This is a genomic window from Streptomyces sp. NPDC001599 (assembly GCF_042893535.1).
Lineage (GTDB): Bacteria > Actinomycetota > Actinomycetes > Streptomycetales > Streptomycetaceae > Streptomyces.
In genome coordinates this window covers 1-22085 of record NZ_JBIAVA010000013.1, presented here as the reverse complement: position 1 = coordinate 22085, position 22085 = coordinate 1, and the positions used below count along the sequence as shown (strand labels likewise).

Genomic DNA, 22085 nt, shown 5'->3' with positions numbered 1-22085 from the left:
GACACCCCCCAGCCCGGGCTCAGGCGTCCGCGATCCAGCTGCCGTGGAATCCCAGCGGCACCCGGCCGGGCAGCTGGACTCGGGCCAGCGGATGACCGCCGAAGTCCTGGGCCGAGAGGATCACCAGGTCGGTCGCGCCGCGGTCGGGGTCGTTCACGTACGACAGGACGTAGCCGTCGTCCTCGTCCCGCGCCCCGCGCCGCGGCACGAACACCGGTTCGCTGACCGCCGCGCCCCGGGGGAAGCGGTGGAGCTGCCTGCTGCCGCGCAGCATGTCGTGCTTCACCAGGTGGTTGGTCAACTTCTCGTCCGGGCACGTCCCGTCGACGGCCTCGTACGCACGCCACATCTCGGCCGCGCTCGCGGTGTAGGCGTAGCGGTGCCGCCGTGAGACCAGGGATTCGTTGATGCGCGGGAACTCCTGCGGCCGGTCGTCCAGCCGAGCGCTGCGGACCCGGTCCGCCCGCAGGTCGATCGTCCACCGGTCGAGCGTCGGGGCCCCGGTGGCGGAGGGGCCGCCCGTGCCGCGCCCGGCGGCGTAGAACGGCGCGGGGAAGCCGATGTACTCCAGCACGACCGTGTCACCCTGGTCGTAGGCGTTGAGGGTGTGCGAGTAGTACACGGGGTCGATCTCGAACCAGCGCGTGGTGCCGCCGGTACGCGGCAGCAGCCCGACGCGCATGGGATGCCTGTCGTTCCACACGTACGGCACGATCGCGCCGGCCTCCGCGGCGGCACCGTCGAAGGTGATCGGGACGTCCACGATCACCACGTACTTCTCGGTGAGCGCGAAGTCGTGCATCATCGGCGCGTCCGCGACGGGGATCCGGGTGGCCGGCCTCGCCCTGCCGGTCCGGTCGATCACGAGGTGACGCACGTGGTCCCAGGTGGGGTAGTACGCGATCGCGTGCAGCTCGTCGGCGGCCGCGTCGTACTTGGTGTGCGCGGCGAAGGCTCCCTGGAGGGTGCCACGGAAGTCGTGGGGGCGCACGGTGTTGAGTTCGCCGTCCAGCTCGTACGGGAGCGGCCCGCTCTCCTGCATCGCGAGGATGCGGCCCTGGTACGGGATCACGTGCGTGTTGCACGCGAAGTCGTCCGGCGGTGCCTGGCCCGGATAGGTCTCCCCCAGCTTCGCCGTCACCGGCGAGGCCCGCACCCAACGGTTGCGGTACCACTCCGCGCGTCCGCCGCGCAGCCGGACCCCGTGCACCATCCCGTCGCCGATCATCCAGTGGTGGGCCCGGACGTCCTCGATGCCCAGCGCGTTCGGGCCGTTGCGCAGGTAGCGGCCGTCCAGGTCCCGCGGGACGCGGCCGACGACGTGGAGGTCGAAGGCGGTCAGCTCCTCGGTGACCGGCGCGAAGGCCCCTTCCAGGAAGGGGGTCGCCCCGCTCTCACCGCGCTGCGGGGCCGCGGTGGCCGCCTCGGCCGAAGCCGAGAGGAAGCCGGGCCCCGGGCCGCTGCCCACCACACTGCCCGCTGCCGCGACCGCGGCGCCCTTGAGGAGTCTCCGCCGCGTGTGACTGGCCATCATGATCCCTCGCTCCGTTGTCCGTCCGGCTGCTTCGGCCGGATTCGTGGTGACGGATCAACTCTGTCCCGCCCTCTCCCGTGAGGCAGTTGGCCCAGACTCCGAATCTCGGGGGGTGCTGGCACCACTCCCCGAGGCGGCCCACCAACGACAACCCGGCCCTCGGTGTCGTCACCCAGCGGCCTCGGCTCCGTCCGGCACCGCGGACCACCGTCGGACGCTCCTCGACCAGGGCGACGGAACCTGCAACCATCCGCAACGCCCCCAGCGGGACACTGCTCGCCGTCCAGAGCGACTCCCCCGGAGTCGGCGCCTTCGTCGTGCAGGACGCGGACGACGGTACGGCCGACAACCGCTGGCGGATCCTGCGCTGAACGGCCATTGACAGGCGCCTCGGGGTCGTTCAAGGATGACCTTCGTTGACAACGTTGTCGTCTGGCGAAGAGGACCATCATGGGCCCCGTTTCCCTCCCTGTAGGCCGCAGGCTCCTCCTGCAACTCCTCGGCGCGACCGGCGCCGCGGCCGCCCTCCAGCCGGCGCTGGGGTCCCCTTCGGCCGCCGCGGCCGCTTCCGCTGCCGCCCGGAGCGTCGACCCGCCGGACGACGTCGCCGCCACGTACCACCGCGTGCTGCTGCGGCACACCCGCTGGTCCGAGACGCGGTGGGACGAGGCCAAGGGGGCGTACAGCGACCGCGACTTCGGGTTCGCCGTCGTCCTCGGACATGCCGTACTGCTGACGCACGGGACCTTCGACGAGGAAGCGGCCGGCATCGACCGGGAGACCCTCAGGCGCCGCACCCTGGCGACCCTGCGCCACTACGCCGCCTCCAACCGGCTGACCGGCGGCACCCAGTGGGGACGCACCCTGTTCTTCGACACCACCTTCCAGTCGTACTTCGTCCTCGCCGCGCACCTGCTGTGGGACGAACTCGACGCCGATACCCGCTCCGCCGTAGACACCATCACCCGCGAACAGGCGGCGTACACGCACTCGTTGGGAACGGGCGACGACCCGTACTCCGGCTCCTGGACCCCGAACGGGCTCGCGGGCGGATACGTCGGCGACACCAAGCTGGAGGAGATGGGGCTCTACGCGCAGACCCTCGCTCCGGCACTGGCCTGGGCGCCGGACGACCGGCGCCGCTCCGAGTGGGCGGCCGACTACGGCACCTGGTCGCGCAACGAGGGCGGCCTGCCGCCCGCCGACCTGGCCAACCCCGCGCGGGTGGACGGCGTGCCGGTCTCGCGCAACACCGCGCACAACACGTACGACACCTTCATCGTCGAGAACCACGGCTCCTTCGGCCCGCATTACCAGGAGGAGATGTGGCGCACCTCGGGCCGCAACGCGGCGCACTTCCTCGCCGCGGGGCAGCCGCTGCCCGAGGTGCTCACCAGACAGCCCAACGCGGAGCCGCTGTGGCGGACCCTGCTGGGCGTCATGTCGGACGCGGGCGAGCCGCTGATGCCGATGGTGGACGACCGCGAGCACCTGTACGGCAGGGACGTCATACCGCTGGCCTTCCTGTCCCGGGTCGCGGGAGACAGCGCGGCGGCCCGCGCGGAGACGGAGCTGGCCGCGCGCCTGGCGGCGTACCAGGCGTACCCGCCCGAGTACCGGCTGGCGAAGTTCTCGGGCGAACCGAAGTACGAGCCGGAGGCGCGCGCCGAACTGGCCATCAGCTACCTGCTGCACGTGTGGCCGCAGACGGGGCCGCGGGTACGTCCCCTGTCGCGCGAGGAGTTGTTCGCCTACGCGTCGGGGGTCACCGACTTCGGGACCGGACCCGGCCTGCTGTCCCACCAGACGCCCGCGGCCTGGGCGGGTGCGGTGACGAAGCCCGGGTTCGTGAAGTTCGCCTGGCAGCCGGCGCACGACGACTGGCTGTTCCGGCTCGGCGGCGCCACCCCGATGTTCCTGCCCTCGACCGCCGCGGAGGTCACCGGCAGGACGGTGCGCGTGCACACGGCGCTGCGGGACGGCTTCGACGGCAGCGCCACGCTGCTGCGCCTCGGCGAGGGCTTCGCCGGGTATGCCACACTCCCCACGGGCGCCGTCGTCTACGCCTGTGAGGGGCCGGACGCGGCCGCGTCGCGACTCGAGGTGCACAACCTGACCATGCCCGGGGTGGCGGGCCTCGACGGCAGCCGCACCTACCGGTTCGCGGAGGGCTCGGCCACGGTTCGCGCGCAGGACGCGACGCCCTCGGCCGCGGGGCGCGTCGACGAACTGACCTTCCCCCGCGCGACGGTGCGGCACCTGCGCATGCTGGGCGTCCGGCCCGACCCGACGTACGGGTACTCGCTGTACGCGGTCGAGGCGCGGGACGGCGCCGAGGGTCCCGACCTCGCCCGCGGCGGCACGGCGACGGCCTCCTCCCAGTCGGCCGGCATGGGGCCGGAGCTGGCCGTGGACGGCAACGGCGCAAGCCGCTGGGCGGTCTCGCGCGAGGACCGCAAGCGGGCGGACAGCTGGTGGGCCGTCGATCTCGGCGCCGAGCGCGCGCTGGACCGGGTCACGCTGCGCTGGGAGGCGGCCGCCGGCCGCTCCTACCGGATACAGGGTTCGCCGGACGGCGAGCGGTGGACCGACCTGGCGGCCGGCCCGGCCCCCTCGCTGCGCAGCGGCGGTGGCTGGCTCGACGTCGATGCCCGCCCTGCGGTACTGCCTGGCCAGTTCGGCGGAGACCTCGGCGTCCTCCAGCGGGGCGACGCGGTCCAGGAACTCGACGACGGTGACCTTCACGCCGTAGTTGTTCAGCACGTAGGCGAACTCGATGCCGATGGCGCCGGCGCCGGCGATCACGACGGACTGCGGCAGGTCGTCGGAGAGGATCTACTCCTCGTACGTCACCACCCTGGAGCTGCGGCGGGTGCCGGGCAGCAGCTTGGGGGTCGCGCCGGTGGCGATGACGCAGTGGTCGAAGCCGACGGTGCGGACGGTGCCGTCGGGTGCGGCCACCTGGAGCGTGTGCGGGTCGAGGAAGGTGCCGCGGCCGTCGATCTCGGTGATCTTGTTCTTCTTCATCAGGTAGTGGACGCCCTTGACCCGGCCGTCCGCGACCTTGCGGCTGCGCCGGAAGGCCTCCCCGTAGTCGAAGGAGACGGTGCCCTCGACCCTGATGCCGAAGGTCTTCGCCTCCCGGGTGAAGATGTGCGCGAGCTCGGCGTTGCGCAACAGGGCCTTGGTGGGGATGCAGCCCACGTTCAGGCAGACGCCTCCCCAGTACTTCTCCTCGACCACCGCGACGCTCTTGCCGAGCTGCGCGGCCCGGACGGCGGCGACGTAGCCGCCGGGTCCCGCCCCGAGTACGACGACGTCGAAGCGCTCACCCTGCTGGTTCATCGATGGTTCCTCTCTGCCGGACGACCGGACCCTCCGGTTCGGCACGCTAGCGGACTCGGCCGAGGCGCAGCCCTGGCTCCCTGCTTTCGAAGCCGACCGGCTGACATGCGCGGTGCGGCCCTCGATCGCTTCGCCTCACGTGACCTTCACCGGTGCAGGACCGATACTGCCTCTGCGGGACTCGAAGGCCCAACTGGCCGACCTGGTCTCGTCCCCGGGTGGGACCCCCGGAGGGCGTAGTACTGCGGATTCAGTACCGCGCGGTGTCGGCAGCGGGACGACGACAGGACACCCCCTTCTTCAGGAGTCTGGAGGCACCTTCGAGACCCGATGTGGAGACCTCCCCGTGGCTGCTTTTCTGTATCGAATGGGCCGGTTGGCCTTCAGGCGACGCTGGACCGTCGCCCTTGTCTGGGCCGCCGTGCTGGCCGCCGTAGGACTTGCCGGCATGACCGCGCCGGAGGCGGAGGAGGAACCCTTCTCCATGCCGGGGATCGAGTCGCAGGAAGCCTTCGACCTGATGGAGGAGCGGTTCCCCGGCGCCGCCGCCGACGGTGCCACCGCCCGCGTCGTCTTCGTCGCGCCGAACGGCGAGAAGGTCACCGCCACCGAGAACAAGGAGGCCGTCGAGGCCGCGATAGCCGAACTCGGGGACGGCACGCAGGTCGCGAGCACCGTCGATCCGTACGAGTCCGGCGCGGTCAGTGAGGACGGCTCCACCGCGTACACGACCGTGACCTACAAGGTCGACGCCGCCGGCCTCACCGACGCCAGCCGCAGCCACCTGGACGAGTCGCTCGAGCACGCCCGTGACTTGGGGCTCACCGTCGAGGCAGGCGGCGACGCGATGGAGGACATGGGCGGACCCAGCGGCACCGCCGAGGCGATCGGCATCTCCGTCGCCGCCGTCGTCCTGCTGATCACCTTCGGCTCACTGGCCGCCGCCGGACTCCCGCTGCTCACCGCGCTCATCGGCGTCGGCATCAGCCTGTTCGCCATCACGGCCCTGGCCGGTCCGCTGGGCCTGGCCGACACCACCAGCACCGTGGCCATCATGCTGGGGCTGGCCGTCGGCATCGACTACGCCCTGTTCATCGTCTCCCGCTACCGCGAGGAGCGCGCCAAGGGGCGCACCGCCCAGGAGGCCGTCGCCCTCGCCACCGGCACCGCGGGCTCCGCCGTGGTCTTCGCCGGGCTCACCGTCGTCATCGCGCTCGCCGGTCTCTCCGTCGTCGGCATCCCGATGCTGACGGAGATGGGCCTGGGCGCGGCGGGCGCGGTCGTCGTCGGCGTCCTCATCGCGCTGACCCTGGTCCCGGCCTTCCTCGGCTTCTGGCCCAACGCCATCCTGGACCGCAAGGACCGCAAGGACCGCAAGGACCGCAAGGACCGCAAGGCCCGCCGAGCGGGCGGTGCGCCGCCGGAGACGCGCAAGGTCAACGGCGGCACCCGCTGGGCGAGCTTCGTGCTGCGCCGCCCGCTGCCCGTGCTGCTCGCGGCCGTCGCGGGCCTCGGCGCCCTGGCGTTGCCGATGACCGACCTTCAGCTCGGTATGCCCGGCGACGAGGCCATGTCCACGGAGACCACCCAGCGGCGGGCCTACGACGCGCTCGCCGAGGGCTTCGGGCCCGGCTTCAACGGACCGTTGACCGTGGTCGTGGACGCCAGGGACGCCGACGACCCGAAGGCCGCGGCCGAGACCGTCTCCGGGCGGGTCGGCGGCACCGAGGGTGTGGTGTCGGTGTCCCCGGCGCAGTTCAACGAGTCCGGCGACACGGCCGTCTTCTCCGTCGTCCCCGCCACCGCGCCGACCGGCCAGGAGACCAAGGACCTGGTCAACACGATCCGAGACGACCGGCCCGGCATCGAGTCCGAGGCCGGGGCGAGCTTCGAGGTCACCGGCACTACCGCGATGAACATCGACGTCTCCGAGAAGGTGCAGTCCGCGTTGGTGCCGTACCTGCTCGTGGTGGTCGGGCTCGCCGTGATCCTGCTGCTGGTGGTCTTCCGCTCGATCCTGGTCCCGCTGAAGGCGGCCGCCGGCTTCCTGCTCTCGGTGCTCGCCTCGCTCGGCGCGGTGGTCGTGGTCTTCCAGCAGGGCCACGGCGCCGATCTGCTGGGCGTGGAGACCACCGGTCCCATCATGAGCCTGATGCCGATCTTCCTGGTCGGCATCGTCTTCGGCCTCGCCATGGACTACGAGGTCTTCCTGGTCTCGCGGATGCGCGAGGCGTACGTCCACGGCGAGCGGCCCGCCCAGGCCGTGACCTCCGGGTTCCAGCACAGCGCCCGGGTCGTCGTGGCCGCCGCGCTGATCATGATCGCGGTGTTCTCCGGGTTCATCGGGGACAGCGACGCCATGATCAAGATGATCGGCTTCGGTCTCGCCTCGGCCGTCCTGCTCGACGCCTTCGTGGTCCGGATGGCGATCGTCCCTGCCGTCCTCGCCCTGCTCGGCGAGCGGGCCTGGTGGCTGCCGAAGTGGCTGGACCGGATCCTGCCCCGGGTCGACGTGGAGGGCGAGGCCCTGACCCGCCCGGCCGGTCCCGAGGCGGAACCGGCCGAAAAGGACCTCGCCCGCACCTGACCCGGGTGCGCAGGAGCCGCCCGGCGTCGTCCCAGCGATCCGGGCGGCTTCGCATCGTCCACCATGGATGCCAGCCCCTCACCGAGAGAGCCCACCATGAACAGCAGCCTGGAGCGCTACACCGAGCGCGTGGAACAGTACGCGTCGCGCTTCCCGCGCTTTCCCCGCTTCGTGGACGTGATGATGGTGCTGGCCCTCATCGGCTGCGCCTTCTTCGGCACGCAGCTCAGCCTCCCCGGCGACAACCGCCCGGACACGGGGAAGTCGCTGGAGGTCCTGCTCGGCCTGTCCTGCTTCGTCCTGCTGAAGTACCGCACGCACACCCGCACGGTCGTGGTCGTGGTCGCCGGGGTCACCATCGCCGCGATCGCGCGCGGCTACCTGCTCACCCCGATGCTGCTGGCCCCGCTGCTCGCCGCGATGTACTGGCTGGCCGTCCTGTGCGACCGCCGGACCGTCCGCCTGTACGCGCTCGTCGCCACGGTGGCCCTGCTGACCGTGAACCTGTTCTCCGACGGCATGCGCGACCTCTCCCCCGTCCTGACCGTGATCGGCCCGGTGTTCTGGATGGCCCTGCCGCTCGTCGGCGGCAGCCTGACCCGGCTGCGCGGCGACTATCTGGAAGCGGTCAAGTCCCGCGCCGAGCACGCCGAACGCACCCGGGAGGAGGAGGCCCGACTGCGGGTCACCGAAGAACGCATGCGCATCGCCCGCGAGTTGCACGACGTCGTGGCCCACCACCTGGCCCTCGCCAACGCCCAGGCCGGCACCGCCGCCCACCTCTCGCGCAGCAACCCCGAACAGAGCCGGAAGATCCTCGACGACCTCACCGGCACCACCTCCGCGGCGCTGCGCGAGCTCAAGGCCACCCTGGGCCTGCTGCGCCAGGACGACCGGCCCAAGGGCGAGCGCCTGGAACCGGCGCCGGGGCTCGCCCGCCTTCCCGAGCTGATCGACTCCTACCGCTCGGCGGGCCTGAAAGTCGTCGTCCACCAGCAGGGCGTGCGCCGCCCGCTGACGCCGGGCGTGGACCTGACCGCGTACCGGATCGTGCAGGAAGCCCTCACCAACGTCGCCAAGCACGCCCCCGAACGCGCCACCCGTGTCGGCTTCACCTACGCCGACTCCCGGCTGCTCATCACCGTCAGCAATGACGGCCCGGCCACAGCCGGCGCCACCGCCGACAGCGGGACGTCCGGCGGTTTCGGGTTGCGGGGCATGCGGGAGCGCGCCCAGTCCATCGGCGGCGACCTGTGCGCGGGCCCCCGCCCCGAGGGCGGCTTCGAGGTCACCACCGCGCTGCCGCTGCAGCCGTCCGCCGCCGTCGAAGGAGAGTCTCCATGACCGTGAAGGTGCTGCTCGCGGACGACCAGGCCCTGCTGCGGGCCACGTTCCGCATCCTGATCGACTCCTGCCCGGACCTGGAGGTCGTCGGAGAGGCGTCCAACGGGGCGGAAGCGCTGGAGCTGGCCCGAACCCACCACCCGCACGTCGTGCTCATGGACATCCGCATGCCCGGGACGGACGGCCTGTCCGGCACCGCGGGGATCTGCGCCGATCCGGAACTGGCGACCACCAGGGTGCTGATCCTGACCACCTTCGAGACCGAGGACTACGTCGCTCAGGCGCTGCGGGCCGGGGCCAGCGGCTTCCTCGGCAAGGACGTCACCGCGGACGCCCTGCTGGCCGGCATCCGCACGGTGGCCTCCGGAGAGGCGCTGCTCTCCCCCGGCGCCACCCGCACCCTGATCACCCGCTTCCTCACCTCCCCGGCCCCCGGCACCTACCTGGCGCCCCCGGAACGGCTCGCCGACCTCACCGGAAGGGAACGGGAAGTGATGGCGCTGGCGGCCGAAGGCAAGTCCAACGCGGAGATCGCCGAGCTGCTGGTGGTCAGCCCGCTGACGGTACGGACGCACATCCACCGCGCGATGACGAAACTCAACGCCCGCGACCGGGCACAGCTCGTCGTCATCGCATACCAGACGGGCCTGGTTCAGGCGGGAGGGGACAACGGGGCCCCGCCGAGGCACGGGAGCTCCAATACGCCTCATGGGTTTCCGGCCTGACGGAACGTCGGCACCAGACGACTGCGGAGTCCCTCCTGCCCTCGACTCACCGCTGAACGGCCGTCCCCAGACCCGAGCGTTCGGCAATGGTCAGGAGCATCACGGTGAGCCCATGGCCGTCCACACGATCTTGTACGCGCGGCGGCACCAGCAGAATCTGCGTCAGGAGCGGAGCAGCTCGACGCACCCCCGAGTCGGCACGACATCCCTCTCCGGCTCCACCTGCCGTCGCAGTGCCCCGGCCGGCAACCGCGCGCGGCGACAGGAAAGCTGTCCAAGCGCCCGTATGGACCGGGACGACGCATTCCGCCCCCCGGTTTTCGGACGTGGACGCGCGGGGCGCGACGCGTCGCCGTGTCAGCCGCTGTCAGGTGGGCGCCGGGTATTCTTGCGAGGTCGCGAAAAACGATGTGCCGCGGTTCCGCCCGTCGGCCGTCGCTCGTACATCGAACAGATGGCTCTGATCGGTGAGCGTCTCCTACCGGGACCGGGCGATCCTGTCCGCTCCTGGCGCTGGCCATCGCCGACGTGTGTCGGCGCTACACAGGAGCGCACCATGCAGAAGACCATCGCCGTCGCCGGAGCGGGACTGGGCGGGCTGACGCTCGCCCGGGTGCTTCAGGCTCACGGCATCACCGTGACGATCTACGAGAGCGAGACTTCGGCAACGACCCGTGCACAAGGGGGCCTGCTCGACATCCATGAGGAGTCCGGGCAGGTCGCGCTTCGCGCGGCCGGTCTGTACGACGGGTTCCTCGCCATGGTCCGCCCGGGCGAGGACGCCAAACGGGTGGTCGACCGCCACGGCAGGATCCTGTTCGACAAGCCGACGGACCCCCGGTCGACCCGCCCAGAGGTGGATCGGGGCGAACTGCGACGCCTGCTCATCGACTCGCTGGAGCCCGGGACGATCAGGTGGGGTCACAAGCTCGTCTCAGTCCAGCCCCGTACGGCGGGCGACTACGGCCTCACCTTTGCCGAAGGTTCCACCGCGTACGCCGATGTCGTCATCGGTGCGGACGGCGCCTGGTCGAAGGTGCGACCGCTGCTCACTCCGGCCACGCCTGCCTACACCGGAACCTGTTTCGTCGAGATCGCCCTCGCCCCGGACGGTCACAACCTTCGGACGAGCGTGGCCGCGACCGGCAGCGGCACACTGATGGCTGTCGCTCCGGGCAAGGGCATCATCGTCCACCGCTACGCCGAGGGGTACGTGCGCGGATACGCCGCGCTGAACAAGCCGGAGGAGTGGGTGAGGTCGATGGGCTGCGGCGACCCGGCCAGCACCCTCCGTCAGGTCGCCCACGAGTTCGACGGCTGGTCACCCATGCTCACGGCCTTCGTTACTCAGAGCGAGACCGAACCGTGGCTGCGACCCATCCATGCCCTTCCAGCGGGGCTCGAATGGGAAAGGGTGCCCGGAGTGACGCTCCTCGGTGATGCCGCGCACCTGATGTCGCCCTTCGCCGGCGAGGGCGCGAATCTCGCCATGTTCGACGGCGCCGATCTGGCCGGCAAGCTGGTCGAGGAGCCCGACACCGAGGCCGCGCTCACCGCCTACGAAAGGCGGCTGTTTCCACGGAGCAGCGACGCGGCCCACCGCTCCTCACAGAACCTGGATGTCTTCTTTGGCCAGGGGGCACCGCACAGCGTCGTCGCTCTGTTCGATCCGTCTTGATCAACTCGTAGGCAGGTCAGAGCGGACGCCGTCGGGACTCTTCGGTCCTGCGTCTTCGCGCCATGTGGGCCGGGCCGACCGCACCCGGTTCGTTCCCCCCTGCGTGACGCGACGGCGACGCCCGAGTGCTCGGGGTGCCAGTAGTCATGAAGCACCGCGTCGCAGACCGGGCGGAGGGCGGCAAGTCCGGAGTCAGGCTCTGGACCAGAAGCCCAGGGGCAGCGCCGTTTGACATCGGGACACGATCCGATCATGCTTCTACTAATGAATTAATGAAAGCATGGAAGGTGACGTGGTCGAGTACCGGATCGATCGACAGAGCGGCATCCCGGCCTATGTGCAGATCGTGCGGCAGACCGAGCAGGCGCTCCGGATGGGTGTGCTGCGGGTCGGGGACAAGCTCCCCACAGCCAAAGAAGTCGTCGCCGCCACCGCCATCAACCCCAACACCGTGTTCCGGGCGTACCGCGACATGGAGCAGGCAGGCCTGGTCCGCTCGCGGCGTGGGCTCGGCACCTTCGTTACCCGGTCGCTGGCGCGGCCGGGCGCGGAGGACGACTCGCCCCTGCGGACGGACCTCGCCGCATGGGTCGCCCGGGCCCTGGCAGCCGGACTGGAGCGGGACGACATACTCGCCCTGGTCACGGCAGCCCTCGACGAGCACGACGAGCAACACGAGCACGACCCGGGCGACCGGGGACGGAAACAGGAGGACGCATGACCGGGCCGGACGAGCCCGCCGCGCTGCACGCCACGGAGCTGGGCTTCCGTTACCGGGCACGCGGTGACCGGGCGCTGCGGGACTGTGGGTTCATGGTGCCCCGGGGCCGGATCACCGCCCTGGTCGGCCGCAACGGCGCCGGCAAGAGCACCCTGCTGCACCTGGCCGGCGGGCTGCTGCACCCCACGCGCGGACGAATACGGGTCCTGGGCACCGCGCCGGACAGCGCCGGGGCACGCACCCGGGTCGCCCTGCTGACCCAGGACAAGCCGCTCTACCCCCGCTTCACGGTGGCCGACACCCTGCGCATGGGCGGCAAGCTGAACTCCTCGTGGGACCGGCAGGTTGCCGAGCGGGTCGTGCGCGAGGGCGACATCGCCCTGTCCGCCAAGGTGGGCGAGCTGTCCCCGGGCCGGCGCACGCGCGTGGCGCTCGCCCTGGCACTCGGCAAGCGGCCGGACCTGCTCCTGCTGGACGAGCCGCTCGCCGATCTCGACCCGGTGGTACGCACCGAGATCATGGCAACGCTGATGGCCGAGGCGGCGGAACGCGAGCTGAGCATCGTCCTGTCCTCGCACGTCCTGCCCGACCTGGAGCAGACCTGCGACTGGGTGCTGCTGCGGGCGGGCCGAGTCGAGCTGAGCGAGGACGCCGACGCGCTCCGCGAGGGCCACGCCCTGCTCACCGGACACGTCGACGAGGAGCCGACGCTGCGGGAGCACACCGTCGTGCACCGCCGCACGCACGGGCGTCAGCTGACTGCCCTGGTGCGCCCGCGGGGCCCGGTCGGCGGCAGCTGGCACGTCGAGCGGCCCGGCCTGGAGGAGATCCTGCTCGGGCACCTCCAGGACGGCGCGGCCTCGAAGGAGGCGGCGGCGTGAGGGGGACCCTGTGGCTGGCCTGGCGCCAGCAGCGGACACTGATCGGCTGCGGCACGCTCGTCCTCCTGGCCGCCGCCGCGCTCGCCGCGTACTCCCGGGCGGGCCTGGTCGAGGACCTGCGCAGCGGGCTGTTCGACGGCTGCGACCCCGGGCCGCTGTACTGCACCCGCTCCCCGGACGGGCTGCCCCGGTTCCTGGATGTCGAGCCGCTGAGGCTGCTGGGCGCGCTCAACATGACGCTGCCCGTCCTGGTCGGCATGTTCTGGGGGGCGCCGCTGCTGGGCAGGGACCGGGAGCTGGGCACCCACCGGATGATCCTGTCCCAGGGCGTCGGCCGCGCCCAGTGGTTCGCTTCCCGTTTCGCCCTCGCCGCCCTGGGCACCGCAGCGCTGTCCGGGTCGCTCGCGCTGCTGTTCCGCTGGTGGTGGGAGCCCGCCGTCAACCGCAGCTACGGCGTCTTCTGGTACGAGGCCACCGCCCTGACCGGCTCGGGCCCCTCCCTGGTCGCCGCCGCGCTGTTCGGCCTGTCCGTGGGCACCCTCGCAGGTCTGCTGACGCGCCGGGTGCTGTCCGCGGCGGCCTGGACGCTCCTGGTCACCGGTGCGGTGGCGGTGCTGGTGCAGTGGACGCACCGGGCCCGCCTGCTGGTCCCGCCGCAGCGCTACGTCAGCGACGGCTGGCAGCCCAAGGAACCGATGGGCGACAAGTGGTCCACCGGGCACTACGGCCTGATCACCGGCTCCGGCCGCCAGGACTCCGCGCTGGCGTGCCCCTCCCCCTCCGGCCGAGAACTGCGGGAGTGCATGGCCGGGCGCGGGTATGTCTCCCGATACTACGAGGCCAACCCGGCCGGCGACTACTGGGCCTTCCAATGGGCCGACACGGTGCTGCTCGGCGGTCTGGCCGTCGTCCTCGTCCTCGCCACCGCCCTGCTGCTGCGCCGCCGCGTCTGACCCGCCCCCCCCAGCACCCCTCACTGTCCTCTTCACCGTACGGAGGTAACCTCCCCATGCCCAAGGACGCCAAGTCCCCGAAGAAGCTGCGCAGCAACCGTGCCGCGCTCACCCACAAGGTCGGGTACGCGCTGCGCCACCCCGAGCGCGTCGGCCCGTACGTGCGGCGGGCCGGCCGGGACGCGTGGCTGCGGATCAAGCACCCCGACCACGTCGGCTACTACCGGGCGGTGATGGCGTCCGACACCCGGCGCGACCCGGAGGCCGCGGTCGGCAGCCGGACCCACGACCGCTGGCTGGCACTCGGTCAGATGCAGTTCGACTACCTGATCGAGCACGGACTGCGTCCCGGACACCGCATGCTCGACATCGGCTGCGGCAACCTGCGCGGCGGCTGGCGCTTCATCGACCACCTCGACACCGGTCACTACTACGGCATCGACATCTCGCCGGACATCCTGATCGCCGCCAAGAAGACCCTCACCGAGCGCGGACTCCAGGCCAAGCCGCCCCACCTGACCCTCACCGCGGACCTGCGGCTGGAGTTCCTGCCCGACGACCACTTCGACGTCATCCACGCGCACAGCGTCTTCTCGCACTCGCCCCTGGACGTCATCGACGAGTGCCTCGCACACGTGGGCCGGATCCTGACCGACACGGGATTCTTCGACTTCACCTTCGACCGGACGGAGGGCACCGAGCACCAGGTCCTCCGCGAGGACTTCTACTACCGCACCGACACCCTGCTCACCCTCGCCGCCCAGCACAACCTGCACGCCCGTTTCATGGAGGACTGGGAGAAACGGCCGCACGGCCAGTCCAAGATCCGGGTGAGCCGCTCGCCACTGCCCTCCTAGTCCAACTCGTTGATCAGTTTCCACGGCTTTCGCTGACGCATCCGCTGTCGACCCCCCGTTTCCGGCCTCGGCCAGTTCTCAATGACTACGTCCGCGTACTGGCCCCGTCCGCGATGCGCAGGGCGAGAAGGGCGATGTCGTCCTCGTTGGCCTCGGGGCGCGCACGGGCAATCAGTTCGTCGGTGAAGGTGTCCAGGGGGCGATGAGCGAGGATGCCGGCCTGTCGGCTCAGCCTGTCGAGTCCGTCGTCGAGTGATGCGCCGGGCTCTTCGATGAGGCCGTCGGTGTACAGCAACAGTGTGGCGCCGGGTGGCAGGAACAGCGAGGCGTCTGGGCGTGGTTCCAGCAAACCGGTTCCGAGCAGGATGCTGTGCCCGTCGGTGAGGTACCGGGTCTCCCCTTCACGGGTGATGAGCAGTGGTGGCGGGTGGCCGGCGTTGCTCCAGGTCAGCTCCCAGCCGAGGGATGCGACATGAGTGAGCCGAGCCAGGACGAGGGTGGCCATGTCGGATCGGGACAGGTACATGGCCGCTTGGTCCAGCCATTCGACGATCTTGCTGGGGGGCTTCTGCTGGGAGAAGGCGTGGGCGCGCAGCATGCTCCGCAACTGGGCCATGTCCGCCGCTGCGTCGAGATCGTGCCCGACGACGTCCCCGATGACCAATGCGGTTGCACCGTCGGGCAGGACGAACGCGTCGTACCAGTCTCCGCCGACCTGGGAAGCGTCCGGTGCCGGCATGTAGCGAGCTGTCATCTGCAGTTCGGGCACACGCGGCAGCCCTGGCAAGAGGTGACGTTGCATCGTCTCTGACACCCTGCGCTGCCTCTGGTAGAGACGAGCGTTGTCCAAGGCCAGTCCTGCCCGCCGCGTGATCTCTTCCAGCAGCGGCAGATCGACGATCGTGAAAGGGGGCGAGCCCTCGGAGCGGCCCAGCGTCAGGGCACCCAGCACGTCCCGGAGGCCCCGGACCGGGCTGATGATGGCGGACTGGATCCCTGTAACCGCAAAGAGCCGACGCTGTTCAACCGCGATTTCCGAGTCCTGCTCTCCCAGATAGGTCCCGGGGTCTGCCAGGGCTGACGCGGCGCCCCTCAGCGCACGGGACAGTGGGAGCTGGGACTCTTGAGGAACTGCAGGCATGGGCCCGATGAGGTCTTCCCGGTTCTTCAGATCACTGCCGTCGACATGGACAACGGCACGCCGCCGGAGTTCACCCGTCTCGGCGAACAGGTCGACGACCACCCAGTCCGCCAGCCGCGGCACCAGCAGACGCACCAGCCGGTTCAGGACCTCTTCAACGTCCATCGTCGAGGTCAGCTGGGTAGTAAGCTCGGCCAGCAGCGCCAGGCGCTCCAGCTCGGACAGAGGTTCTTGGACCGAACCGGGCTCCGTGTCCTCCAATGGGTGAAAGAGCGCCAGCATGCCCCGTCGGCTGCCGTCGTCGTATCCGGTCACCAGCCACGCCACAGGCGTTACTGAGCCGTCGCCCCGCTCGAACCAGAGCTCTCCACCTTGCGCCGTACGGCTCGCCAGGGTGGCCTGCCGAATCGGGCACTCGCTTCTCGGCTCGGGCTGGCCGAGGGCGTTTCGGTGCAGTATTACATGCGCGTCGCGTCCGAGAAGCTCGGCGCCGGATCGGTCGAGAAGCTGTTCCGCCTTTGCGTTGACGGCGGTGATGACGCCGTGTTCGTCCGCCAGGTACGCGGCGGCGGCCAGTGAATCCAGCCAGGCGGACTGAAGTCCCGACCCGTCCGCAGGAGCGTGTCCAGCAGGTTCCGAAGGGTCCCTTCCCTGCATGTCTCTGCCCTCCTCACGGTCAGCATGGAAGAGTGACTCTTTCATGTGCTTTCAACTCGCCAGCGCAGACACACGACATGATCCGCTGGCGGTAGCCCCGACGGCTTGGCAGTGGGCGGCGCGGGAAAGCATGTCCCTCGGTCGAGGCACGACCACCGGAGAGCGGACCAGGGCGGAGTTCGGCGAGGCCCCCGGTGACGAGGGCGACTGCCGCACAGTGCCGGCGCCGATCCCGGCGAAGCGCGACTCGTGGGCCTTCCGTTGGGCGGGGCATCCACCGCCTCCGCAGGTCAGCGATCCGCAGCGCTGCCCCGGACGACGCAGGACCGGCTGTACTCCCAGCCCCACCCGTCGCCGTCGGGGTCGGATGCGCTTCCGTTCACGCAGTACGGGTAGCCGTTGGGCGCGATGTCTCCGGTGCTGCCATCGTCACCGCTGCCCCCGTCTCCGTACACGGTGGCCGTCTTGGACGTGGCGGCGATTCCGTTGCTTCCGTTGAAGAACCGATTGCTCCAAGCGGTCAGCGCATTCGGGTCGAAGGCGTTGAGGTAGTCCCGCGCCTCGGTCGGTGTCGCAGACCCCGTACCTGTGGATGGAGAAGATGGTGTTGCGGTCGGGGCCGGACGCGAAGACCGAATCCCCCAAGGAGCCACGAAGTAGCGGCTCCCCCTCCGCACCGGATCTGCTGGACGAACGCACGGGCCGCGTCGACGTCGGCAAAGGCCGCGCCCTGGCTCGGCTCCGAGCCGGCAGAAGCCCGGCAAGGGAAGCACTGGCCCAGCAAGGCACCAATGGGGTTGAATGATCTTGCTGAAAATTTCAACGCATCGGGTGTGCTGGGTCTCGCCCGGGGCCGAATGAAACGGGGCAGGCGGCCAATGGACGGACAGCGCGTGATCGACTGGGCAGACGCCGAGTGGCTGAACCCGCCGCTGCGGACCGAGCGGGACGGCCGCGAGCTTGTTGTGACCACCAAGGATCACAGCGACTTCTGGCGTACCACCAGCTACGGTTTCGTGAAGGACGATGGTCACGCACTGCTGGCAGAGTTTCCCCCTGCATCAGCCACGGAAGTGACCTTCGTCGTCGCCCAGTTCGAAACGCTCTACGACCAAGCAGGACTCATGGTACGGGTGGACGAGGGGACGTGGATCAAAGCGGGCGTCGAATTGACCGACGGCGTTCCGCACTTGGGTGCGGTGGTCACTTCCGGGAAGTCGGACTGGTCCTTGTCTCCCGTCCCCGACTGGCTCGGGCGTCGCGTCACCCTTCGAGCAAGCCGCACCGGCAACGCGGTGACCATAAGGGCACGCTGCGAGGAAGGCGCCTGGCAAATGGTCAGACTGGCTCCCCTCGCGCCGGACGCGGACGCCCTGGCGGGGCCCTTCTGCTGTTCTCCCCAGAGGGAGGGCCTTGAGGTGCGTTTCACTCGCTTCGTCCAAGGGCCGGCGGACACATCACTGCATGTCTGAGGAGACGTACCGGACAGTCCTGAGCACGAGCTCGAACGGGGCGTTGCCCGGGTGCGGACAGGCACTGGCGGAGGGCATGCCGGGATGCCCGGGCAAGTGGCCAGCCACGCCACCCGTTCGCTGCAGCCCGCGGCCCTCGTTCGTGACGAAGCAGTGGCCTCGCCTCGTTCCCACTCTTGGCAAGGTCCTTTGAGCGGCACAGTCCAGCCGCGGTCATCACACTCCCGACGGACGGACCTGTGGAGTCGGCCACCTCTTCCTGGAGGACGGCATCCGAGCCGTGCGGGAACTGGCCGATCACCTCGTCGCCAGCAGGCACCAGAGACACGACGACATGGCCGTGCTTGATTCTCCGTTACGAGAATGCGGGTCCGACCGATCCGGGCCGGGTGGGCGGTATGGCGTCTCGACATCGTGCTCGCGCCGCGGGAGGAGGGCGGTGTCCCTCCTGATTCGCGGCGCGATGCAGGTGCCGACGGTCGTCAGGTCTGACCCAAGTGAGGACATCTGCCGCCGCCACCGAGGCATCAAAGTCGTGGCCGGACGGGCTTCCAGGGCACACGGAACAATGCCCTGTTTGTTGCCGGGATCAGGCAACAAACAGGGCAGAGTCCTGTGTCACGTGTCGCCCTCTGTCTCCGGCGACGCCTCTGTCATCACTTGTCGGTGAAGACCGCGACGGTGCGGGCCGGCACGGTGAAGGTGCCGGTCTTCGCCGCGTAGGCCGACTCCTTCACCACCGGGTCCGCGCCCGCCGCCTGCACCGGGTGCAGCCGGTAGCCGGTCCCAGCCGCAGCGCCGACGCGCTGTTCCTGCTTCTCGGGCGTGGCGTTGAAGACGACGACGAGGTCGCCGAGGCGCATGGTGATCACCCCGGGTGTCTCGTCCTTGCCGGAGAGCGGGAAGGAGAGCCGGGACTGCACCCGCGCGGCCGTGGCGAGGGAGAAGTCCTTCTCGCCGCTGCGGATCCTCAGCAGGTCCCGGTACGCCGCCGAGGCGCCGTCGATCTGCGGGCAGCCGACCCGCACGGTGTCCAGCAGGGGCTTGGCGTAGGGCCACTTGTCCTGGTTGTCGGCGGCCGGTGGCAGGCCGCGGCCGAAGCCGTTGCCGTCGGCGCAGTTCCAGTGCAGGGCGTTGAACCAGTCGCCGCTGTCGAAGGAGTTGCGGTCCAGCGACTTGGAGCGCAGCAGGTCGCTGCCCGCCTGGGAGAGCGCCGGGCCCTGCGAGAGGGTGGCGGTCGCCATGGCGAGGACCTGCATGCGGGCCCGGTCGTCGGCGGACGTGTCCTTCGGCAGCTTGAAGGCGAGCGCGTCGAACAGGGACTCGTTGTCGTGCGCGTCGGCGTAGGCGAGGGCGTCGCCGGGTGCCGCCGCGTATCCGGCGGGGGCGCCGTTGTAGTCGACCTCGGAGCCCTTGACCTCCTTGCCGTCGGTGTCGGTGAAGGCGTAGTCGGCGAGGTTGCCGGTCAGCCCGACCTTGATCAGGTCCTGGTAGTGCAGGAGGCGGGCCTTCTGCTCGGCCTCGGTGCCGTTGGCCTTCGAGGAGTTGGGGTCGGTGTAGAGGCCGGAGGCGAAGCCCTGGACGCCGGGGTCCTCGTCGAAGGGGCCGCCGCCGCGCACGGCGTCGCGGGCCCGGTCGGAGAAGGTGGCGATGCCGGTGCCGGCCATGTTCTTCTGGGTGGCCTGGACGAAGCGGGCGTCGTCGGCGACCTCGCCGAAGTTCCAGCCCTCGCCGTACAGGATGATCTTCTTGCCGTCGACGCCGTCCTTCTTGAGGGTCAGTTCGTCGAGGGCCTTTCTGACCGCGAGGATGTTGGCCTTGGGGTGGTGGCCCATGAGGTCGAAGCGGAAGCCGTCGACCTTGTACTCCTTGGCCCAGGTGACGACCGAGTCGACGACGAGCTTGCCCATCATGGCGTTCTCGGTGGCGGTGTTGGAGCAGCAGGTGCTGTTGGCGACCGAGCCGTCGGCGAGCAGCCGCTGGTAGTAGCCGGGCACGATCCGGTCGAGGACGCTGGTCTTCGCCTGGCCGCTCGCGGCCGTGTGGTTGTAGACGACGTCCATGACGACGCGCAGCCCGTCGTCGTTGAGGGCCTTGACCATCTTGCGGAACTCGACGGTGCGCCCGGTGCCGTCCGGGTCGGTGGCGTAGGAGCCCTCGGGGACCGTGTAGTGGTACGGGTCGTAGCCCCAGTTGAAGGCGTCCTTGGCGGCGGCCTTCGTCACGCACTCCTGCTGCTTCTCGGAGTCGGCCGGGTAGGAGGCGAGGTCGCAGTCGGGCGTCGTCCGATCGGACTTCTTCTCGGGGATGGTGGCGATGTCGAAGGCGGGCAGCAGGTGCACGTAGGACGTGCCGGCCCCGGCCAGTTCGCGCAGGTGCTTCGAGCCGTCGCTCTTCTCGTCGGTGAAGGCGAGGTAGGTGCCCCGGTGGTCCGCGTCCGCCGTCGGGTCGGCGACGGAGAAGTCGCGGATGTGCAGCTCCTGGATCTGCGCGTCCCTGAGCGGCACCGCCTCGGGCTTGCGGTAGTGCTCCCAGCCTCGCGGGGCGAGGGAGCGGTCGTCCAGGTCGACGACGAGGCTGCGCTCGGAGTCGGTGGTCAGGGCGAGGGAGTACGGGTCGGTGACCTTGTTGGTGACGACCTTCTGGACACTGGGTGCCCACACAGTCACCGCGTACCGGTACTCCTTGCCTCGCCAGGCGGCTGCGGGGCCGGTCACCGACCAAGCACCGCTCGCGTCGTCACGGCGCATGGGGATGGTTCTGCCGTCGAGTTCGAGGGACACCTTGTGAGCCGTCGGTGCCCAGACCGTCAAGGACGCGGTGCGGCCCTTGAACACCGGCCCGAACACCGTCCGTTTCGCCTTCCCCGCGTACACGTCGTCGAGGACACCCTGGATCTGGACGCCGGTCGCGGTGGCCAGAGCACCGTTCGCGAGGCGTTGGGTCAGGATGAGCTGCCCGAAGAGCGCGTCACGCACTCGGTCCCGGTCACGTGGGTCGACCGTGAACGCCGTGTACGCCTTCAGGTGGGGATACGCGGCTTTCTGGGACTCGGTGAGCTGCGCGGGCAGCAGCCGCAGCCAGCGCCCCTCGCTGCTGAGCGCGCCGTCGTCGACGGTGATGCCACCGTCGCGGGAGTACACCAACTGGGTCGACGCGGCGGCCTTGACGTTCATGGAGGGCGGCAGGGCAACGGTGTCGGTGTCGATCCACTGCGCCTGAGCCTTGGTGATGTCGAGGTCCGGGGCCGAACCGACCGAGGGCAGCAAGTAGCCGCTCTCCCCCGCGTTCAGCCAGACTTCGTTGCCGTACACGGCCAGGTCCAGGGACCGGTCGCTGGGCATGTCCTTCTCGTCGCCCTTGTGCAGGATGTAGCTCAGTGAGGTCGCGCCGTCGGCCAGCGGCACCTCGAAGGTGACCCCGTATGCATCCTTGCCGACGGGCTGCAGTGGCTTCGTCCAGTCCGTCTCCTTGGCGGAGCCGGTCCAGGTGTGCAGGCCCCATCCGTCGTAGTCACCGTCGGAGCGGTGGACGTGGATGACCGCCTTCGTCTTGTCCGGGGACGGGTACACCCCGTCCGGCTTGGTGGTCGCCTGGCCCTCCTTGCCCTGCTCGACCCAGACCTCACCGGTCTGCGCCAGGTCGATGGTGCGCTCGCCGCCCTCCGCCGTGCCGGAGTCCTCGATCGTGTACGTCACCGAGTCCGATCCCTCCGGAACCCTCACCCAGGCGAAGGCACCGTAGGCGTCCCGGCCGACGAAGCGTGCTTCCGTGTCCCCGGACTTGAGCAGGACGTTGTCGTAGTCGCCGTTGGCCCGCTTGTAGTGCACGACTGCGTGTGCGCGGTCCACGGCGCTCGGCTTCTTCGGCGTCGGTGCCTGCCCCGTCACGGTGTCGGCGAGTGTGCTCGCGGTGCGGCCGGCACGGTCGACCACCACGGCCTTGTAGCGAAGAGACGTCCCGGCTGCCACCGAGTCGGGGATCTTCTGCGTGAACTTGTACGGAGCGTGGTCGGCGGAACCGAGAGTCTGCCATCTGCCGTTGCCCACCTGGGCGGCCAGGACGACCCGCGCACCCGCCGTCCGCCCCGGATCCGCCGTGATCGTCACCGTGCCCGTGGCACCCGCCTCCGGCGCCTGCAGCGACACCGACGGCCGCACCGACGGCCGCTTCAGCTTGTTCTGCGCACG

General features: G+C 70.3%; 13 protein-coding genes and 3 pseudogenes. 11 read left to right on the top strand and 5 right to left on the bottom strand.

Features of this window, described 5'->3' with window-relative positions; genetic code table 11:
- Window positions 1-19: 19 nt before the first annotated feature.
- The gene (locus ACFYZ3_RS28400) at window positions 20-1531 is read right to left on the bottom strand and encodes a carotenoid oxygenase family protein (RefSeq protein WP_381994337.1); all 1512 of its coding nucleotides are present in this window, start codon (window positions 1529-1531) and stop codon (window positions 20-22) included.
- Between the two features lie 193 nt (window positions 1532-1724).
- Here ACFYZ3_RS28400 and ACFYZ3_RS28395 point away from each other — a divergent pair.
- Both ACFYZ3_RS28395 and ACFYZ3_RS28390 read left to right on the top strand, forming a co-directional pair.
- Window positions 1725-1905 (top strand): annotated as a pseudogene (locus tag ACFYZ3_RS28395) (RICIN domain-containing protein); the annotation flags it as partial.
- 79 nt (window positions 1906-1984) lie between these two features.
- Window positions 1985-4075: pseudogene (locus tag ACFYZ3_RS28390) on the top strand (discoidin domain-containing protein); the annotation flags it as partial.
- Here ACFYZ3_RS28390 and ACFYZ3_RS28385 read toward each other — a convergent pair.
- Window positions 4028-4879: pseudogene (locus ACFYZ3_RS28385) on the bottom strand (FAD-dependent oxidoreductase); the annotation flags it as partial. The pseudogenes ACFYZ3_RS28390 and ACFYZ3_RS28385 overlap by 48 nt on opposite strands.
- 346 nt (window positions 4880-5225) lie before the next feature.
- Between ACFYZ3_RS28385 and ACFYZ3_RS28380 the strand changes: the two are divergent.
- The 8 genes from ACFYZ3_RS28380 to ACFYZ3_RS28345 all read left to right on the top strand — a co-directional run bounded on the left by ACFYZ3_RS28380 (window position 5226) and on the right by ACFYZ3_RS28345 (window position 14625).
- A complete protein-coding gene (locus ACFYZ3_RS28380) occupies window positions 5226-7466 on the top strand; it encodes an MMPL family transporter (protein ID WP_388523325.1) in 2241 nt (746 codons plus the stop codon).
- Window positions 7467-7562: 96 nt separating this feature from the next.
- On the top strand, window positions 7563-8810 hold the full coding sequence (locus ACFYZ3_RS28375) for a sensor histidine kinase (protein WP_388523322.1): 1248 nt from the start codon (window positions 7563-7565) through the stop codon (window positions 8808-8810).
- Complete coding sequence (locus tag ACFYZ3_RS28370; protein WP_388523319.1) at window positions 8807-9535, top strand: response regulator; 729 nt, start codon at window positions 8807-8809, stop codon at window positions 9533-9535. The genes ACFYZ3_RS28375 and ACFYZ3_RS28370 overlap by 4 nt, the downstream gene beginning before the upstream one ends.
- Window positions 9536-10091: 556 nt before the next feature.
- Window positions 10092-11213 carry an NAD(P)/FAD-dependent oxidoreductase gene (locus tag ACFYZ3_RS28365; RefSeq protein WP_164413936.1) on the top strand — a complete coding sequence of 374 codons (1122 nt, stop codon included), beginning with the start codon at window positions 10092-10094 and terminating at the stop codon, window positions 11211-11213.
- 280 nt (window positions 11214-11493) lie between these two features.
- Entirely contained in the window at window positions 11494-11934 is a 441-nt protein-coding gene (locus ACFYZ3_RS28360) for a GntR family transcriptional regulator (protein ID WP_054100195.1), read from the top strand.
- Entirely contained in the window at window positions 11931-12815 is an 885-nt protein-coding gene (locus tag ACFYZ3_RS28355) for an ATP-binding cassette domain-containing protein (RefSeq protein ID WP_388523315.1), read from the top strand. Before ACFYZ3_RS28360 ends, ACFYZ3_RS28355 begins: the two co-directional genes overlap by 4 nt.
- The gene (locus ACFYZ3_RS28350) at window positions 12812-13768 is read left to right on the top strand and encodes a transporter (RefSeq protein WP_388523312.1); all 957 of its coding nucleotides are present in this window, start codon (window positions 12812-12814) and stop codon (window positions 13766-13768) included. The genes ACFYZ3_RS28355 and ACFYZ3_RS28350 overlap by 4 nt, the downstream gene beginning before the upstream one ends.
- Before the next feature lie 56 nt (window positions 13769-13824).
- Window positions 13825-14625 (top strand): class I SAM-dependent methyltransferase, encoded by an 801-nt coding sequence (locus ACFYZ3_RS28345; RefSeq protein ID WP_356204581.1) that lies wholly within the window; start codon window positions 13825-13827, stop codon window positions 14623-14625.
- Between the two features lie 85 nt (window positions 14626-14710).
- On the opposite strand, the gene ACFYZ3_RS28340 is transcribed toward ACFYZ3_RS28345, so the two are convergent.
- Together ACFYZ3_RS28340 and ACFYZ3_RS28335 are read right to left on the bottom strand one after the other, a co-directional pair.
- Window positions 14711-16423 carry a SpoIIE family protein phosphatase gene (locus tag ACFYZ3_RS28340; RefSeq protein ID WP_388523309.1) on the bottom strand — a complete coding sequence of 571 codons (1713 nt, stop codon included), beginning with the start codon at window positions 16421-16423 and terminating at the stop codon, window positions 14711-14713.
- Between the two features lie 290 nt (window positions 16424-16713).
- Window positions 16714-16806 (bottom strand): hypothetical protein, encoded by a 93-nt coding sequence (locus ACFYZ3_RS28335; protein WP_228956015.1) that lies wholly within the window; start codon window positions 16804-16806, stop codon window positions 16714-16716.
- Between the two features lie 495 nt (window positions 16807-17301).
- On the opposite strand from ACFYZ3_RS28335, the gene ACFYZ3_RS28330 reads away from it, so the two are divergent.
- Entirely contained in the window at window positions 17302-17895 is a 594-nt protein-coding gene (locus tag ACFYZ3_RS28330) for a DUF1349 domain-containing protein (protein WP_228956016.1), read from the top strand.
- Between the two features lie 656 nt (window positions 17896-18551).
- Here the strand turns inward: ACFYZ3_RS28330 and pulA are convergent.
- Window positions 18552-22085 (bottom strand): pullulanase-type alpha-1,6-glucosidase (gene pulA, locus ACFYZ3_RS28325; protein WP_388523306.1); only part of this gene is annotated, 3534 nt, incomplete at its 5' end.

What these genes read in the sequence shown, in the direction of transcription:
- ACFYZ3_RS28340 (WP_388523309.1), bottom strand. Translation starts at nt 16,423, where the DNA reads ATGCAGGGAAGGGACCCTTCGGAACCTGCTGGACACGCTCCTGCGGAC.
- ACFYZ3_RS28345 (WP_356204581.1), top strand. Translation starts at nt 13,825, where the DNA reads ATGCCCAAGGACGCCAAGTCCCCGAAGAAGCTGCGCAGCAACCGTGCC.
- ACFYZ3_RS28400 (WP_381994337.1), bottom strand. Translation starts at nt 1,531, where the DNA reads ATGGCCAGTCACACGCGGCGGAGACTCCTCAAGGGCGCCGCGGTCGCG.
- ACFYZ3_RS28370 (WP_388523319.1), top strand. Translation starts at nt 8,807, where the DNA reads ATGACCGTGAAGGTGCTGCTCGCGGACGACCAGGCCCTGCTGCGGGCC.
- ACFYZ3_RS28375 (WP_388523322.1), top strand. Translation starts at nt 7,563, where the DNA reads ATGAACAGCAGCCTGGAGCGCTACACCGAGCGCGTGGAACAGTACGCG.
- ACFYZ3_RS28365 (WP_164413936.1), top strand. Translation starts at nt 10,092, where the DNA reads ATGCAGAAGACCATCGCCGTCGCCGGAGCGGGACTGGGCGGGCTGACG.
- ACFYZ3_RS28330 (WP_228956016.1), top strand. Translation starts at nt 17,302, where the DNA reads ATGGACGGACAGCGCGTGATCGACTGGGCAGACGCCGAGTGGCTGAAC.
- ACFYZ3_RS28355 (WP_388523315.1), top strand. Translation starts at nt 11,931, where the DNA reads ATGACCGGGCCGGACGAGCCCGCCGCGCTGCACGCCACGGAGCTGGGC.
- ACFYZ3_RS28360 (WP_054100195.1), top strand. Translation starts at nt 11,494, where the DNA reads ATGGAAGGTGACGTGGTCGAGTACCGGATCGATCGACAGAGCGGCATC.